The sequence below is a fragment of the Paraburkholderia sp. CNPSo 3274 genome (genome assembly GCF_024206475.1).
Classification (GTDB): Bacteria; Pseudomonadota; Gammaproteobacteria; order Burkholderiales; family Burkholderiaceae; genus Paraburkholderia.
The window spans coordinates 34,945-51,131 of sequence record NZ_JAMBPR010000010.1 but is presented as its reverse complement, the minus strand read 5'-3'; the positions used below and the strand labels follow the sequence as shown (position 1 = coordinate 51,131).

Annotated in this window: 12 protein-coding genes; 6 read left to right on the top strand and 6 right to left on the bottom strand. The window is 65.6% G+C overall.

The window, feature by feature from the left end:
* Positions 1–8: 8 nt before the first annotated feature.
* Positions 9–2,105 carry an FUSC family protein gene (locus M3I54_RS08905; RefSeq protein WP_254334860.1) on the top strand — a complete coding sequence of 699 codons (2,097 nt, stop codon included), beginning with the start codon at positions 9–11 and terminating at the stop codon, positions 2,103–2,105.
* Positions 2,106–2,399: 294 nt separating this feature from the next.
* Entirely contained in the window at positions 2,400–3,401 is a 1,002-nt protein-coding gene (locus M3I54_RS08900; protein ID WP_254334858.1) for a LysR family transcriptional regulator, read from the top strand.
* 88 nt (positions 3,402–3,489) lie between these two features.
* Here M3I54_RS08900 and M3I54_RS08895 read toward each other — a convergent pair whose 3' ends face one another.
* The 5 genes from M3I54_RS08895 to M3I54_RS08875 form a co-directional block, all read right to left on the bottom strand.
* Positions 3,490–4,257 carry a response regulator gene (locus M3I54_RS08895; RefSeq protein WP_254334856.1) on the bottom strand — a complete coding sequence of 256 codons (768 nt, stop codon included), beginning with the start codon at positions 4,255–4,257 and terminating at the stop codon, positions 3,490–3,492.
* Positions 4,258–4,489: 232 nt separating this feature from the next.
* Positions 4,490–6,928, bottom strand: coding sequence for a PAS domain-containing sensor histidine kinase (locus M3I54_RS08890; RefSeq protein WP_254334854.1), 2,439 nt, complete (start codon positions 6,926–6,928; stop codon positions 4,490–4,492).
* Entirely contained in the window at positions 6,925–7,293 is a 369-nt protein-coding gene (locus M3I54_RS08885; protein WP_309249591.1) for a response regulator, read from the bottom strand. Before M3I54_RS08885 ends, M3I54_RS08890 begins: the two co-directional genes overlap by 4 nt.
* Positions 7,294–7,513: 220 nt before the next feature.
* Complete coding sequence (locus M3I54_RS08880) at positions 7,514–7,741, bottom strand: hypothetical protein (protein WP_254317440.1); 228 nt, start codon at positions 7,739–7,741, stop codon at positions 7,514–7,516.
* A 127-nt stretch (positions 7,742–7,868) separates the two neighbouring features.
* Positions 7,869–9,968, bottom strand: coding sequence for an FUSC family protein (locus M3I54_RS08875; RefSeq protein WP_254334852.1), 2,100 nt, complete (start codon positions 9,966–9,968; stop codon positions 7,869–7,871).
* A 420-nt stretch (positions 9,969–10,388) separates the two neighbouring features.
* Between M3I54_RS08875 and M3I54_RS08870 the strand changes: the two genes are divergently transcribed.
* A complete protein-coding gene (locus tag M3I54_RS08870) occupies positions 10,389–11,351 on the top strand; it encodes a LysR family transcriptional regulator (protein WP_254334851.1) in 963 nt (320 codons plus the stop codon).
* A 35-nt stretch (positions 11,352–11,386) separates the two neighbouring features.
* On the opposite strand, the gene M3I54_RS08865 is transcribed toward M3I54_RS08870, so the two are convergent.
* Complete coding sequence (locus M3I54_RS08865) at positions 11,387–12,307, bottom strand: LysR family transcriptional regulator (RefSeq protein WP_254334850.1); 921 nt, start codon at positions 12,305–12,307, stop codon at positions 11,387–11,389.
* Between the two features lie 96 nt (positions 12,308–12,403).
* Between M3I54_RS08865 and budA the strand changes: the two genes are divergently transcribed.
* The 3 genes from budA to M3I54_RS08850 all read left to right on the top strand — a co-directional run bounded on the left by budA (position 12,404) and on the right by M3I54_RS08850 (position 15,652).
* Positions 12,404–13,186 carry an acetolactate decarboxylase gene (gene budA / locus M3I54_RS08860; protein ID WP_254334849.1) on the top strand — a complete coding sequence of 261 codons (783 nt, stop codon included), beginning with the start codon at positions 12,404–12,406 and terminating at the stop codon, positions 13,184–13,186.
* A gap of 71 nt (positions 13,187–13,257) precedes the next feature.
* Positions 13,258–14,943 carry an acetolactate synthase AlsS gene (gene alsS / locus M3I54_RS08855; RefSeq protein WP_254334847.1) on the top strand — a complete coding sequence of 562 codons (1,686 nt, stop codon included), beginning with the start codon at positions 13,258–13,260 and terminating at the stop codon, positions 14,941–14,943.
* 91 nt (positions 14,944–15,034) lie between these two features.
* Positions 15,035–15,652 (top strand): NAD(P)-dependent oxidoreductase, encoded by a 618-nt coding sequence (locus tag M3I54_RS08850; RefSeq protein ID WP_254334843.1) that lies wholly within the window; start codon positions 15,035–15,037, stop codon positions 15,650–15,652.
* Positions 15,653–16,187: the final 535 nt, after the last annotated feature.

Sequence of the window (16,187 nt, the reverse complement as noted above, 5' to 3'; positions counted from 1 at the left end):
CGCGCAAAATGCAACTCTTCGCGAGCGCCCGCGACCAGCTGCTGCGTTTCTGGCACCACGGCCGCCACCGGCTACCCATGGCGGACGCCTTGCGGGGCGGCGTGATCTGCGTCGTGCCCGCCGTGCTGGCCGTCGTGCTGCACATGCCGCTCCTGTGCTGGTCGGCGATCGCCGCGTTCTGGACGTGCCTCGCGGATGAGCCCGGCCGCCCAGGCTTCGAACGCCATTACAAAGGACTCCTGTTCGGAGTGGCCGGCGCGCTCGCGTCGGCCTGCGCGATCGCGGCTCACGCGCTGCCCATGCTCTCGACTGCCGTGGTCGGCGCGGTTGCCTACGCGGGCGCCTGCGTGCGCGCGCGAGGCCCGGCGTCGGGAATGCGAGGCCTGCTGACGGCGACAGCCTGCTCGGTAGCCGCATGTTTCCCGGCGCATGGCCTCGACGCCGCGACGCGTTACGCCGGCTTCTATCTGATCGGAAGCGTATGGGCGACGGTCGCGGGGTGCAGCCTCTGGCAAACCAGTGGCGAGAAGCGCACGCAGCAGGCAACGCTCGCGTATCTTCATGCGATGTCTTTGCTCGTCAACCGCCTCGGACATGCAGCCCATGGCAACCGGGCGCGGCTCGAACAAGGGCGCGCCGAGCTGCGCACGAAGCTCGATGCGATGACGGCGGCCATCGCAAACTGCTGCGGCGAGGCGCCTTCGGCGTGCACGCGGTGGGTCGACGACGCGGAGCAGGCGATAGCCCTGCTCGCGGGCCTGGAAACGCTCCTCGCCGGCGGCCACGATGCCGCCCGGCGTGTAGCAGCGAGCCTCCTCGCGCCCGGCTACGTCGAGCTCGCCTTGCAGATCGACGCGAGTGCGGCACGCTTGCGCGACGGTCCTGGCGCATTGCCGGGCGTCGTCGAGCAGCGCCTGGCGCGCGTGCAACAAACCTTGCGTGCCTGCGAGCCGGCCTGGCTGTCGACCCACGGGCCCGGCGAGGGATTGACATGGCTGCGGGCCAATCTCGATCTCCTTGAGCGCCTCGCCGTTCTGCTCGCTCGCGACGTGCGCATGCATGCTGCGCGGGTAGTCGCAGCAGGCGCACGCGGGGCGCCGCCCGAGCGTCCACGCCCTGGCCGTTTGACCGCGCGGATCGCGGAACTCGCCGCCCGCAATGCGTACGCCCGGTACGCTACGCGCCTGTCCGTTGCAGCCATGCTCGCGGTTACCTTCGCACGCCTCTCGGGCCTGCAACAGGGTTACTGGCTGGCGCTCACCACGATGTTCATCCTTCAGCCCACACTTTCGCAAACGGTGAAGGTGTCCGGGCTGCGCATCGGCGGGACGCTGCTTGGCGCAGTGCTGGCCACGGCGCTGTCGTTTCTGGTTCACGACCCGCTGCTGCTCGCGCTCGTTGTGCTCCCGCTCGCCACCGGAACGTTGGCGGCGCGCGCAGTGAGCTACTTCTCATACATCCTGTTCCTGACCTCGCACTTCATCCTGGTCGCGCATCTCGGCATACCCGCCGGGGCGCCCTGGGCGCTGGCTATCGCGCGGGCCGAGCTCAGCGTGGCGGGTGTGCTCGTCGGCTTCGTCGTCAGCCTCTTCGCGTGGCCCGACCGCGAGCGCCATCGGCTCGGCAGCAGCGCGGCGCGCGCGCTGGAGGGCACAGCCGCGTATCTCGACGCGGTTGCGCGCCGTCTCGCCCAGCCCGTGCCGCACGGGGGCGAAACGCTCGGAAAACTGCGGCGACGCGCCTGCGTCGATATCGACACGTTCGAAGCCACGATCGGCGCCACGCGATTTGAGTCGCTGGTCGTGGATCAACAGGTTGCGTGCGCCAGTGTGCTGATGCAGCGTCTGAGAACGCTGGTCGGCGCGCTGTGCCCGCTCGAATATGTCGATGCGATGCTCGATGACACGGAACGCGCACGGCTCGCCGGACTCGCCCAGAGGGCGCACGCGTGGCTCACGCACGATGCCTGCTCCGGCGACCTTCTCCAGCACCCGGGCGAGGACTCGCGACCTCGGGCATCGTCATGCCACGTGCGCGAGATCGAACGCGAAGTCAGCGAAAGCGCGTGTGTCGCGCACCTGCTGCGCTCCCGCGTGCTGCGCTGAGGCTAGCGATCCTTGGCTTTCCGGCTATGCGTGCGACCCATCCGGACGCAGCCCATACCAAGACCGTTCACAGGTCCGAACCAGCTCCTGCTCGCGCTGGGCCTCGTCACAGGTTCTGAGTCCGTCTCTCTCGCCAGAAGCCAGATTTCAATTGCAACATCGCGGCGGCGGCGCGAAACAACGCAGTAATGGCGCACTCGCACAATCCGTGGCACTTCGCGGCGATTCACAGGGCAAGCCGGCACTGCGCCGGGGCCGAACGCGCCGCCAACCTCCAGCCTTCGGATACGGTTTATGAACCTCTTGCAGAACATGCGGACATTCGTGCGCGTCGTGGACACGGGCAGTTTCACGGCGGCGGCGGATTCGCTTGAGTCGAGCGCGGCGTCGACATCGAGAGCAGTCAGCGAACTGGAGCAACACCTCAAAGTCCCGCTGCTGACGCGCTCCACGCGCCGCATCGCATTGACCGATGCGGGGCGCACCTACCTCGACCACTGCCGGGAGATCGTACGCGCAGTCGACGAAGCCGAGCAGGAGGTCTCCGAGGCAGGCAGTCTCGCCCGCGGCATGTTGCGCGTCCATAGCTTCGCGAGCTTCGGACAGCACTACATCGTTCCCGCCATCCACGCGTATCGCCGCCTGTACCCCGAAGTGAGGATCGATCTGCAGCTCTCGCAAACCTTGCCCGATCTGTTCGACGGCACCTGCGACACGTCGATTCTCGCGGTCTCCGGCCTGCCGGACTCGGAAATCGTCATGCACCGGCTGGGTTCCAGCTGCAGCATCCTTTGCGCGTCGCCACGGTATCTGAACGCGCACGGCACGCCCCTGCATCCCGGCGACCTGATCGACCATGACTGCCTCGCCCTCAGCACACCCACGTTCTCGTCCCGCGAATGGGTGCTCGAAAAGGCGGCCAGCGGCAAAACCGAAAACATCGCGATCAACAGCGTATTTCGCATCAATATCGCCGAGTCGCTGGCAGCGGCAATCCGCGCGCACATGGGCATCGGCCCGTTGCCCGTCTACTCGGCCCTCGCCGGCTTGCGCGCAGGGACACTCGTGCGCGTGCTGCCCGAATACACGCTGGAGAGCAAGGACATCTGCGCGCTCTTTCCGTCGCGCCGATACGTCGACGCAAGAACGCGGACATGGTTGGACTACATGCGCGAGTATCTTCCCTCTGCGCTCGCACGCGATCAAGCAGTGCTCGCGAGCCTCAGCAACCATCGCGACTCGCAGCCGGCACGCCCAGCTTTCACGCCCGAACACGGCGCACTCGCGATGTCCTAAGCCGACCACGAGGAAGCGGCCTCTCTGACCGGCGAATGAAGCGCGCCGGGCGTGACGAAAGCCTCGCCACGGACCAGGTGCGCCGCGCTCAAATCTCCACCGCGCCGCCGTCATCCCAGGTGGCGGCCTTGCTCAGCCTTTCCACCGCGACGGAGAAAACATAGCCCGCGCCCCGTTCGGTCTTGATGTATTTGGGCCGCGACGCGTTCTCCTCGATCTTGCGGCGCAGGCGCAGAATCTGCACGTCGATCGAACGGTCGTAGACGTCGTCGTACAGCCGGCTCGCTTCGAGCAACTGTTCGCGCGTCAGCACGCGGCCCGGCGAAGCTAGAAGAGCACTGAGAAGCGAGAACTCGCCGTTGGTGAGCGGCACGTTCTCGCCCGCAGGCGAGGTGAGCTTGCGCGTGCCGAGGTTGAGCTCCCAGCCCGAGAAGCGGTATGCGCGCGCGTCGAGCTGACGCCCGCTCGCGGCAACCGCGGCTGCCGAGCGGCGCAGCAGTGCGCGCACGCGCGCGAGCAGCTCGCGGGAACTGAAAGGCTTGGTCAGGTAGTCGTCGGCGCCGAGTTCCAGCGCCATCACGCGGTCCGCTTCGTCGCGACGGCCCGACACCACGATGATGGGCAACGTGGACTGTTCGCGAATCTTGCGTGCGATTTCGATGCCATCCTCGCCCGGCAGGCGCAGGTCGAGCACCACGAGATCGATCGCATGCGCTTTCAGCGCCTCGGCCATTTGCTTGCCGTTGGCCGCGACGCTCACGCGCATTTCGTTTTCGCGCAGATAGGCGGCGATGAGATCGCGCACCGCCTCATCGTCGTCGACGACAAGTACGTGAGGAAGATTGATCTCGTTCATAACGTAACGCGCAAGTCTTCGGTTAACCGGGCAAATTATAGCGGCATCGGGACGCACGGCGACCGGCCTCCCGGCACGCAATACGTCTGATGATTGCTCCCGCTTTCGCGCAATGTCCCTATGCCTCGAGGGCAATGCGGATGATTAGTGGTTCTTATCAGGCCAGAATCCCGCTTTTCACCACGGCACCCACGCGGCACCGGGGCGACACGCAAATGACCGAGGTCCCCGCTCAGCGCGACGACTCGCGTGTCAGGGCGTTGCGAATCGCCTCGGTCAGGCCGGCGCGCAACACCGGTTTCTTGAGCACCGCGCGTACGCCGAGCGAGCGCGACTCTTCCTCGACGAGGTGGGTGCCGTAACCGCTCATGAGCAGGACCGGCAAGTCGGTGCGCACCGCGCGGATTTGCCGGATCAGGTCGATGCCGGTCATTTCCGGCATCGCATGGTCCGTCAGCACGAGATCGAAGCGCTGCGGATCGGCGAGGAACGCCTCCAGCGCCTCGCTCGGCGAAGAAAATCCGAGCGGCTCGTAGCCGAGTTCGGCCAGCAGATCCTCGCACAGCTCCACCAGCGCACGTTCGTCGTCCACCAGCAGCACCGTTTCCCCGTTTCCGCGATGCGCCTCGATGGCGGGCGCCGGTGGCGCGGCCGGCCGCTGCGCCGACACGGGCAGATAGATGTTGAATTGCGTGCCGCTCCCGAGCTCGCTGCGCACTTCGATCGCGCCGCCATACTCCTTGACGATGCCGTCCACGAGCGAAAGCCCGAGACCTGTTCCGCCTATGGTCTTGCGGGTCGTGAAGAACGGATCGAACATCCGCTCCTCGACCTCCGGGCTGATGCCCGCTCCAGAATCCGCGACCCCAATGCACACGTAGTCGCCAGGCTGGAGCGTGCCCGAATGCAGCGCGCGGGCTTCACCAATAGCGACTTCGCGCGCCGACACGGTGATCGACCCCCGCCCCTCAAGCGCGTGACGCGCGTTGCTGCACAGATTCATCACCACCTGATGGAGGTGCGTAGGATCTCCCAGCACATAGGCCTGCGGCGCATCGAGCTGGAGAACGACCTTCACCTCAGGCGGCACGCTTGCCTTGAAGAGATCCACAGTCTCGACGAGGACCGGCTGTACATGCACCGGCAGCCGCGCCGTCATGCCGCTGCGGCTGAATGCGAGAATCCGCTCCACCAGCAGGCTGGCGCGCATGCCTGCGTTGAGCACCTGCTGGGCGTCGCGCCGCAGCGGCGAGTCTGCGCCGAGCGCGCGGAAGACGCGCTCGCCGTAGCCCAGAATCGCGCTGAGGATGTTGTTGAAATCGTGTGCGATGCCGCCTGCGAACGTGCCGAGCGCCTCGAGCTTCTGCGATTGGCGCAGTTGCGCCTCCAGTCTCAGGCGTTCGGCCTCGGCCTCGCGGCGCGCACTCACGTCGTCGATCACGGCGACCAGCGTCCCGCCCAGCGCGCCGGTTTCGGACAGCCGCGAGATGGTGATTTCCGTCCAGATCACCCGGCCGTCCCTGTGGAGATAGCGCTTCTCGAACTTGACAGTGGAGCGCTCGCCGCGCTCGAGCTCCGCGACTTTCGCGCGCGTGAGCTCGATGTCGTCGGGATGCGTGATATCGGAGGGGGCCAGTTGATGCAGTTCATCCAGCGAATACCCAACCATGCGCTTGAAAGCGGGATTCGCGACCATGTAAGGCTGATGGGGCAACAGCATCACGATCCCCACCGGTGCCTCGTCGAACACGGCGCGCCAACGCTGCTCGCCGGCCCGCAGTTCGCGGTTGGCCAGTGCCTGACGGCGAACCTGACGCACCATCACATACAGCAGCACGAGAACGAATGACGAGATTGCCAGCGTGCGCGCAAGTGTCGCCCAGGTGTTGCGGCGCCACTCGCGCAGGATATCCGCGCGCGGACGGCCTACATCGATGGTCAGCGGATAGCCCGGCACCGCGGATTGCGCGGTCTCGAAGTCGTTCAACGCCTCTTGCCCAAAGGAAGCGCTCACCGCGCAGCGAAAGCCTTTTGCGGCGTCCTTGCCTGCCACCGTGATAATCAGGTGTTCGTCGCGCGCTATGCCCGCAAGCCGGGCGAGCAGCGCGGCGCAGTCGATGTTGGCCACGATCGGGACGACGCCCCGCCCGTTCTTTGCGGCGAGGCGAACGAGCAGAGGGAATGTCGCCTCGCCGACAGGCGGCGAGGCGGCGGCCTGCGCAGTCGACGGCCAGCACGAGCGTTCCCATGCGGCGCCTGCGTGCGCCTCGTCGACGATGTCGTGCTCGAACCCGCAGCCACCAGCTGCGAGCGAGCGAATTTGCGGAATGCGCGCGCGTGCCCGCTGCTCGAAGGCCGCGAACGCGTCATTGGCGGTCGAACCGGGCCTCAAGTCGGCCTCGTGCTGCAGTGTCGCCGGGATACGGTCGATCGTGCTGCCGATCTGGTCCGCCAGCAGGCGCGCGACGAGTTCCACCGTGCGCTGGCCCGCGGCAACGCTGGTTTGCCGGTCCTGGCGAACGTTGTAGAAGGCTGCCACGCAGACGAGCGCGACAAGCAGCAGGCCGCCCGCGACGGTCGTGCGGTGACGGCTGTGCATCGGCCAGCCGTCGTATGCACCGTCGGGTCCGCCGGGGTCCGGCGTGAACGGAGTTCGCGCAGCAGGCTTCACTGGACGGGTTCGCCCATGAGTTGTCTTACATTGGCGACGAGCGCGTCGCAGTCGAGCGGCTTCGCAAGCACCCGGTCGGCGCCCAGTTGCCGCGCGACGGAGGCCGCTGTGGCCGCATTGAACCTGAAACGGCCCGAGATGGCAATAATCCGCGCATCGGGATGACGCGTGCGCATGGCGCGCAGGCTTTCCGCGCCGTCGGTCTTGGGCTCGCCAAGGTCGACCACCAGCAGCCGCGCTGGCGCGCCCGCATGGGGCCCCGCGAGCGACGCCGTCGCCGCGAAGCCTGCATCGTGCAGCGTCGCGAGGATCAGATCGCGCATCACCGGATCGTCCTCGATAACAAGAATTTCGTCCGCGCTCACAGTTTTCCCTTGCCTCGCCGCCACGCGCACCTAGCGCAGGCTGGCAACACGATGCTAGATGAGCGCGGTTAGCCGCCGGTTTCGGGCCGCACACTGCAAGATTACAACTGAAACATTCTCCCGCCGAGCCTCGCGCGCAGCGGCCGCGCATGGCGACGCACCGGTGCAATGCCCAGGTGCCGCGCCATCATGCGGTACCGACTGCACGACTTCAGGCCGCTCAGCTGCCGAAGTAGATATTGCAGAACGACACGGGACCGACGCATTCGTCCTTCTTCGGGGCCTGCTGTTCCGGCGCGGCGCGGCCCGCCGACTGCGCCACCGATTGTGCGCCGTTGTTCGACGCGGCCTGGGCGCTCGCGGCGGCGGCCTGAGGCTGGTTGCCCTGAGCGTGAGCGACGGCGGCGCAGAGGGACAGTGAGAGTACGAGGTATTTCAGGGATTTCATGACTGGACTCCAGACAAGCAGCAAAACGTGCTGCAACGGGGAAAACTATAAGACGTCGCGGCGTCCTAATTAAGTGAGCACTACGGAAAGGATTCTTTCGCATGCGTCGCACATGTCGCATATGGCGTCAGCACCGGTTGCCGGCCTCACGGTGAAACGGCGCGTCCGGGTCGAGCAGCGCACTGCGCATCAGGTAGAGGTCGGCCGAAAGCTGCTGTAGCGCGGCCTGGCGCGGCCCTTGCGCGGTCGTTTGCAACTCGTCCGCCACCTCGTCCAGTGCGCGGCTCGCTGTGCGCACGGCCAGCGCGGTGCGTCGTGCATCGGGGCGTTCGAAGACGTCCGCGGCCCGCCGGCCGGCCTGTTCGACCCAAAGCAACCAGCGGGGCCGGTCCGATGGGCGCAGGGGGACCAGCGTTACGAGGTCCCTGCGCAGATCTAGCAACGCCTGCCCCACTTCGAGCGTGGCTAGAAGCCAGTGCCGGGCTTCGTCGTAGCGCCGCGTGCCCGGTGTCAGGAGCAAGCGCAACTGAGACGAGAGATCGTGAGTGCGCGAACGAAAGCGCGCATCTGCCCCGTTCAGCCGGGTTTTCCATGCGAACGCCACTTCGCGGCGCAGATCGCGCTGGATTAGGCTCACGACCCACGGCGCCTGAAACGGAAACACGATCATCGCCACGATCACGCCGACGAAGAGCGCGGCGACAGCGGCGAGCCCGTTGTTGAGCAGTGCGTCCGGCGCGTAGCCCATCAGGTTGTCCGGGCCGGCGAGGACCAGGAAGAACACGCCCAGCCCGATGCCGTAACCCGACGTGGCCGGCCGGCTCGCGAGGAATGCGCTGCCTGCGACGATCGGCAGGAGCGCCACGCAGAGCAGTGGAAAACCATCGATGGCGGGGTAGACAAAACAGACATAGACGTAGCCGACCGCCACGGCCGCCGCGGCGCCCAACGTAATCTGCAATGCAAGCTTTTCGGGGCGCGGAGCGGCCGAAGTCAGACCCGCGACGATCGCAGCCGCGATCACAGCGAATCCGCCGCTCGGCCATGCCGTGAACAGCCAGAACGCACCAGCGGCGCCCACGGTCAGCGCGTTGCGCACGAAAGTGAGCGCGACCACGTAGGAGCTGGTCCGCACAGACGTGGCGGCAGCGCGCGGCGAGGGCCCCGGGCCCGCGCCCGCGGCGCCCGCATCGAGGTAGTCGAGCAGATTGCGCAGAAGCCGGCGCAGCGCTTCGCGCGCGGTCCGCGCCTCCACGGCCGAAGAGCTCGGCCCACGACCAGCTGCGGCCGCCACTTCCTGCGCAACGGGGGCGAGCGAGGCGGCAAGACGCGCCAACGCCGTTACGGACTGCGGATCGGGTGCGTCGTCGGAAAAACCATCACGCAACCGGTCGATCAGATCCGCCGCCTGCAGCAGCGACGGCCGCACCCCCTCTATCAGCGCAGCCGCGCCCGTGCTCTCGAGTCGTTCGATCTGCTGCTGCAGCATGTGCAGCCGTGAACAGATCGCTGCATATTCGCTGTCGATCTTGGCGAGCCGCTGGCTGCGCAAGCGCAGGTTCGGGTCTTCGTATGAGGCGAACGTCCGCGCGGCTTCGAACCCCGAGATGCTGCCCGCGAGCCGCGCGAAGCGCTGCTGGAACACGGTATCGTCGCAACGGCCCGCAAGCACGTCCGCGCACAGTTCGAGAATCGCACTGCGGCGCTGGCGCTGGCCGTGCATCAGCGCGGTGCTCGCACGAACCGGGAACACGAGCGCGCTGATCGCCGCCGAACTGAGAATGCCGATGGTCACTTCCGCCGCGCGCGTGAGCGACGCGATGAACAACGCATAGGGATGCGTGACCACTGGTATGCCGACAAGCACCGCCGTATATCCGGCGAGAACGAACGCGTACCAGCGAAAATGCCGGAAGCGCACGGCGAGTGCGGTGCACGTGGCGGTCCACAGCGTCAGCACCGTCAGATACAGTTCGGGCTGCTGAGGAAACAGCGCACCGAAGACCACGGCGGCCGCCGCGCCCGCCGCTGTGCCGAGCACGCGGTAGAAACTCTTGGCGAGCACCATGCCCGTCACTGGCTGCATGAGCACGAACACAGTCACCATCGCCACGCGCGGTGCCGGCAGTTCGAGCGCCATCGCCACGCCCAACGCGATGAGCGCCGCACACGTGGTCTTGAAGAGATGCAGCCAGATCAGGCCGTCGCGGGCGGCGAAATCGGCCATGGCGCGGCGCAGACGCGTCGAAAAAAACCCGTGTGGGGCGCGGGGCGCTGATGATTCGGAGACCGGTCGGAAAGTCACGATTGCATTCAGGTGCGTCGCCTGGCGCCGGGCAAGCCGCGCGCCTCGACTCTCGATGCACCCGGTTCGCGTCGGCACAAGGGGGATAGAGCCGAACGCACGCCCCGTCTCTCACGCGGCGTGCACTGGCGACAGAGAATCGGTCGGCGCGGTTGCAGCGCGATTTCGGGGGCCGGGCGCTTTCGTTACAGCTGAAACAACGGGGAGCAATGCCTCGGTCGGCAGCGCGCCGCGGCGAACTTCGTTTCATTTGAAACGCGCCGCATGCGGCGCTGAAACGGCATCGAAACTGCAGCCCTGGAGAATCCGCACACTGACAAACTCACGATTGCACACCGTCGCATGAACACCTTCCACAACATGCAGATCCTGGTCCGTGTGCTCGATACGGGCAGCTTCACCTCCGCAGCAGCCTCGCTCGACGTGAGTCTCGGTACCGCGTCGCGGGCAGTCAGCGAACTGGAGGAGCATCTGCGCACGCGCCTGCTTCACCGATCCACGCGCCGCATCTCCCCGACGCCCGAAGGATTGGCCTACGCCGAACGTTGCCGAAGGATCCTGGCCGACGTGGTGCGGGCCGAAGACGACACCTTACGCGCCGCCGACCACCCGAGCGGACTCCTGCGCGTGCACAGCTTCGCGAGCCTCGGACATAGGCACATCATGCCTGCGCTCCAGGCCTACCGGGCACGCTATCCCAATGTGCAAGTGGAACTGAGCCTCTCGCAGACGCTGGCAAATCTCTTCGACGGCACCTGCGATACATCGGTCGTCGCCTTTTCGCCGCCACCGGACGCCAACCTCGCGTCGCACCGCCTGGGCTGGTCGCACAGCGTACTTTGCGCCTCACCTGACTACCTCACCGCGCACGGCGTGCCGCAATCGCCGGACGATCTGAGGTTGCACGACTGCCTGACGCTTCGCACCACGACTTCGTCTTCGCAACCGTGGCGACTTGAAGGCCCCGACCGGGTGCCCGTTACGCTCGCGGTCGACAGCGTGGTCAGCATCAATATTGCCGAATCGCTTGCAACGGCTGTGCGCGAGAGTATGGGTATCGCGCCGCTGCCCGCCTACGCCGCACTCGACGAGTTGCGCGACGGCACGCTCGTGCGCGTGCTGCCCCAGTACACCATCGATACGCGCGAAGTCTGCCTGCTTTATCCGTCGCGCCGGTTTGTCGATGCGCGCACACGATCGTGGATCAATTTCATTTGCCACTGGCTCCCCCCTCGTCTCGAGAAAGACGATGCGGCATTGATCGAACTCGCATCGGACATCGAAGCAACAGGCATCGCGGCCTGAACGGAACCATCGAAACCGCCCCGGTCCCTTCCCCCTCACGCAAGCAGCAACGAAGCGCCGCCCCGGTGCCGCACGCCCGCGCACTTCGCCGCATCCACGAAATCGCGCACTACCTTCGAGTGGTCGTCGTAACGGTAAGCGAGCAGTACACGGGCCGCGGGCTGCGTACCCTTGATCTCATGGTACGTCACGCCTTGGTGATGGAGATCGCGAATCGAATTCGGCACGATGGTCACGCCGAATCCCGCCGCAACCATGCTGACGGCCGACGCCACCTGCGTGGATTGCTCGCCCAGTTGCGGACTGAAACCGCAGTGCTGACACGCGGCGATCACGTCGTCGTATAGCAACGGCGCTATGGCGCGCGGGAACATGATCAGACGCTCCTGCGCAAGCGCATCGAGCGGCACGCTGTCTTCGTGCGCCAGCGCGTGCCGCGCAGGCAGAACGATCAGCATGTTCTCGTCGAGTAGGGGCTCGAGCTTCACGAGTTCCGTTGTCTGCACGGTCTGGCGAATGATGGCGACGTCGATGCGCTTCTCGGCGAGGTCTTCCATCAGCGCCGAAATATTGCTCTCCGACGGCGAAATCGACACCTGTGGGTGCGTTTGCCGGAAGGACGCCATGACATCCGGGATGACCGGATGAAATACGATCGAGCTGGCCAGGCCAACCCGTATGCACCCGCTCTGCCCTCGCGCCGCACTCAGTGCGCGGCACTTCGCCTGCTCCACGAGTTCGAGGATACGCACGGCGTCTTCGTAAAGCACGCATCCCGCGTCCGTGAGTTCGACGCCCCGCGTGAGGCGCCGAAAGAGCGGCGCACCCATTTCCCGTTCCAGCTTGTGAATCTGCTGGCTGATCGGCGGCTGCGCCATGCCGAGACGCTCTGCTGCACGCGTGAAGTGCCGCTCTTCCGCAACGGCGACGAAGTACTTCAGATGGCGAAACTCCATATCGAACTCATATCAAAAACGACTGTTCGCAATATTAGACGCCACAGCGCCTGGGAAACATACTTTCTCCATCGCAACACTCTTTCAGGAAACCGCATGATCAACCCGAATCCATGCTCGTGTGTCAGCGACATCGCACGATCATTCACACGTTTTGTGCGCGACGGCCAAACGGAAAGCGAGTTGTACCAGACCTCGCTGATGAGCGCCCTCATCGACGGCGTGTATGACGGCGACATGACGATCGAAGAACTGCTCAAGCATGGCGACTTCGGCCTCGGCACTTTCAACGAACTCGACGGCGAACTCGTCGCATTCGACAGCGAGGTGCACCAGTTGCGCGAAGACGGCAGCGCCCGCGCGGTCAGCCCCGATCAGAAAACCCCGTTCGCCGTCGTGACCCACTTCCGTCCGACGATGTTCGGCTCGCTGAACGAGCCGCGCACGAAGCACGAGGTTCAGGCGGTCATCGATGAGCTGATCGGCTCGCCCAACGTCTTTTGCGCGTTCCGCATCGACGGTCAGTTTTCGCGTGTCGAGACGCGCACGGTGCCGCGCCAAACCCTGCCGTACCGTCCGATGCTCCAGGCGATCGAGCGTCAGCCCATCTTTGCGTTCGAGGAAACCTCCGGCACGCTCGTCGGCTTCCGCTGCCCCGAATACGTCCAGGGCATCAACGTTGCCGGCTTTCACGTTCATTTCATCACCGACGACCGCAAAGGCGGCGGCCACGTGCTGGACTACCGCCTGATCGAAGGCAAGGTCGAGGTGGCGCGCATCTCGAGACTACGCATCGATTTGCCTAAGACGGACCACTTCGAGCGCGCCACGCTGCACTCCGAGGACATGGCAAGCGCCATCGAAGCAGCGGAAGGCTAAGCGCCGAACACGAGAATCGCGCATCGGCACCGGTGGCGCGACCCGATTCAACATCTGATATGGATAGCATTATGCTCAGGAAAACTAATCAAGCAAACCAGACATGGACTTGCGGCGCCGACCTCGTCGTCGCCAACCTCGAAGCCCGAGGCGTCCAGCACGTCTTCGGCATTCCCGGCGCGAAGATCGACCGCGTGTTCGACTCGCTCGTCGACTCGACGATTGAGACCGTCGTGGTCCGCCACGAAGCGAACGCTGCGTTCATGGCAGCGGCCGTCGGCCGCCTGACGGGACAGGCGGGCGTCGCGCTCGTCACCTCGGGCCCCGGCTGCTCGAACCTGGCCACGGGCCTCGCCACGGCCACCTCCGAAGGTGACGCCATGGTCGCGATCGGCGGCGGCGTGAAGCTCGACGACCGCCTGAAGCAGGTTCATCAGACCATGGACACGGTGGCGATGTTCAAGCCCATCACGCGCTACGCCGCGGAAGTGGTCACCGGCTCGACGATCTCCGAGGTGATGAGCAACGCGTTCCGCGCCGCAGAGGGGTCCCGCCCGGGCGCGTCATTCGTCAGCCTTCCGATGGACATCGTCAACGCGCCGACGCAAGGCGACGTGCTGACCGAATACGTGCCGCCGGCGCTTGGCGCCGCGGCCCCCGAAGCGCTCAGCGAGGCCGCCGGGCTGATCCGCAACGCACGCAATCCCGTGCTGCTGGTCGGTCTGCTGGCGAGCCGCCCCGAGAACGCCGAGGCGATCCGCGAGTTCGTGACCCGTACCAACATCCCGGTAGTGGGCACGTATCAGTCCGCAGGCACCATCGACGCTGAAAATTTCAGCCGCTTCGCGGGACGCGTCGGCCTCTGGAACAACCAGCCGGGCGACGTGCTGCTCGAACAGGCCGACGTGATCGTGACTGTCGGGTACAGCCCCGTCGAGTACGATCCGCCACTCTGGAACAAGGACGCGAGCCGCCCGCTCATCCATGTGGACGTGCAACCCGCCGACACCGACCGCTATTACCGGCCTGCGGTAGAGCTTATCGGCGACATCGCGAAAACGATGACGCAACTCGCCGCGGAAGTCCCGTCGCGCACGACCTCGCCGCAGTTCGAGAGTGTGCTGACGACGCTGGCCGGCGCGCGTCTCGCGCTTGCGCAAAAGGCAGCCACGCTTGGCGGCAGCCCCGTGCACCCGCTTCGCATCGTCAAGGAGCTGCAGGACGTGGTGGGCCCCGACACGACGATGTGCGTCGACATGGGCAGCTTTCATATCTGGATCGCGCGTTACCTGTATAGCTTCCGTGCCCGCCAGCTTCTCATCTCGAACGGCCAGCAGACGATGGGTGTCGCCCTGCCGTGGGCCATTGCCGCGTCACTTGTGCGCCCCGGCCAGAAGGTGATTTCGGTGTCGGGCGACGGCAGCTTCATGCAGTCGAGCATGGAGCTCGAAACGGCGGTGCGCCTGAAGAGCAACATCGTCCACGTCATCTGGGTCGACAACATGTACAACATGGTCGAGATCCAGGAAGTGAAAAAGTACAAGCGCCGCTCCGGCGTGGAGTTCGGCCCGATCGACTTCAAGGCCTATGCCGAATCGTTCGGTGCCAAGGGCTTCGCGGTCGAATCCGCCGACTCGCTTCGCGCGACGCTGCGCGCTGCCATGCAGGTGGAAGGTCCCGCCGTGGTCGCGATCCCCGTGGACTACTCAGACAACCCGAAGCTCATGGAGCCGCTGCGCACGGACTACCTGATCTGAGCGCTAACATGACGACGGCCGGCCTGCGAGAGCGCGCCGGCCGTTGCTGGATTATTCAAGTTGAAGCAGCGCTGTGAGCGCAATGAGAAGCATGAGTACACCATATGCCGCATCGCCCGCCCCTGCCGCGGTGGCAACTGCGGGTAAAACGCGTGTAGGCGTGGTCTGGCTCGGAAGCATCGGGGCGGCCATTGCCGGGAATCTTGCCAGCGCGGGATTCGCGACGGTCTTGTTCGACCGCGACCTGCGCAAGGCCGAGCGAGCCGCGCGAGGCGACGCAATCGCGACGAACGACTGGCAAGACCTCGCCGACTGCGAATTCGTCATCACGATGCTGCCTGGCGACGGCGCGGTCCTCGACGTCGCCCTCCAGCTCTCGAACGTGCTGCCAACCTACGCGGTCCATGTGTCGATGAGCACGATCGGTGGGGAAACGGCGCGTGAACTCGCCGATCTGCATCACGCGCTCGGTCAGCAATATGTGTCGGCGCCGGTGCTTGGCAATCCGCGGCTCGCGGCTTCGCGCGATCTTCTCGTGCTCGCCGCCGCCGACAGCGAAACACTCGAGCGCTGCATGCCGCTCCTCGAGTGCCTCGGCCGGCACGTCGTCGTCATCAGCGAGCACGCCGAAGAGGCAAACCGCATCCAGCTCGTCATCGATCACACTCCTGAGGTGGCCGGAGTGGAGACCGGGCACGCCATCATTTGATGACCTAAGGGGTGTCGCATTGGGCTCGCTCACTTGAACGAAGCGTCCAGTGGAACTGGTCGCTTCGTTCGGTATCGCGAGACTGGCACCACCGAGCGCGACAACCCGGACACATGAAATCCTGAATTCGCTCACTACCGCGATGAGTCGACTCCCCGACCCCCAGGAGGTAGTGGGTGACATCGAAATCGGGGTGGCTTTGCAACAGCCTGCAGGACACGCAAAGCTGAGCTCTATCGATCGCCCATGCCGAGTAAGTGCGTCGCGTGAGATCGAAGACGGCGGTGCGGTCAATACCGGATCGGCTGGCAGGGCCTCGCGTTCGATGGCGTACAGCGGCGTCGGCGACGTCAAGCCCCGCTCGATCCGGTCAAGGAAGTCATTTGAAATAACCCGGCCATTGCTTGTTGCATGCGGCAACATCCGTAGCCAGTTGTCGATCCACTGCCGATGCGGCTTTAGCTCATCAGCATCCAGTTGGAACAACTTTACCTCGCGGGACGCGAGACCACTACGAAAAGGGATCGCTGTCCGG

What these genes read in the sequence shown, in the direction of transcription:
- M3I54_RS08880 (WP_254317440.1), bottom strand. Translation starts at nt 7,741, where the DNA reads ATGAAATCCCTGAAATACCTCGTACTCTCACTGTCCCTCTGCGCCGCC.
- budA (WP_254334849.1), top strand. Translation starts at nt 12,404, where the DNA reads ATGATCAACCCGAATCCATGCTCGTGTGTCAGCGACATCGCACGATCA.
- alsS (WP_254334847.1), top strand. Translation starts at nt 13,258, where the DNA reads ATGCTCAGGAAAACTAATCAAGCAAACCAGACATGGACTTGCGGCGCC.
- M3I54_RS08895 (WP_254334856.1), bottom strand. Translation starts at nt 4,257, where the DNA reads ATGAACGAGATCAATCTTCCTCACGTACTTGTCGTCGACGACGATGAG.
- M3I54_RS08865 (WP_254334850.1), bottom strand. Translation starts at nt 12,307, where the DNA reads ATGGAGTTTCGCCATCTGAAGTACTTCGTCGCCGTTGCGGAAGAGCGG.
- M3I54_RS08875 (WP_254334852.1), bottom strand. Translation starts at nt 9,968, where the DNA reads ATGGCCGATTTCGCCGCCCGCGACGGCCTGATCTGGCTGCATCTCTTC.
- M3I54_RS08905 (WP_254334860.1), top strand. Translation starts at nt 9, where the DNA reads ATGCAACTCTTCGCGAGCGCCCGCGACCAGCTGCTGCGTTTCTGGCAC.
- M3I54_RS08900 (WP_254334858.1), top strand. Translation starts at nt 2,400, where the DNA reads ATGAACCTCTTGCAGAACATGCGGACATTCGTGCGCGTCGTGGACACG.
- M3I54_RS08870 (WP_254334851.1), top strand. Translation starts at nt 10,389, where the DNA reads ATGAACACCTTCCACAACATGCAGATCCTGGTCCGTGTGCTCGATACG.
- M3I54_RS08850 (WP_254334843.1), top strand. Translation starts at nt 15,035, where the DNA reads ATGAGTACACCATATGCCGCATCGCCCGCCCCTGCCGCGGTGGCAACT.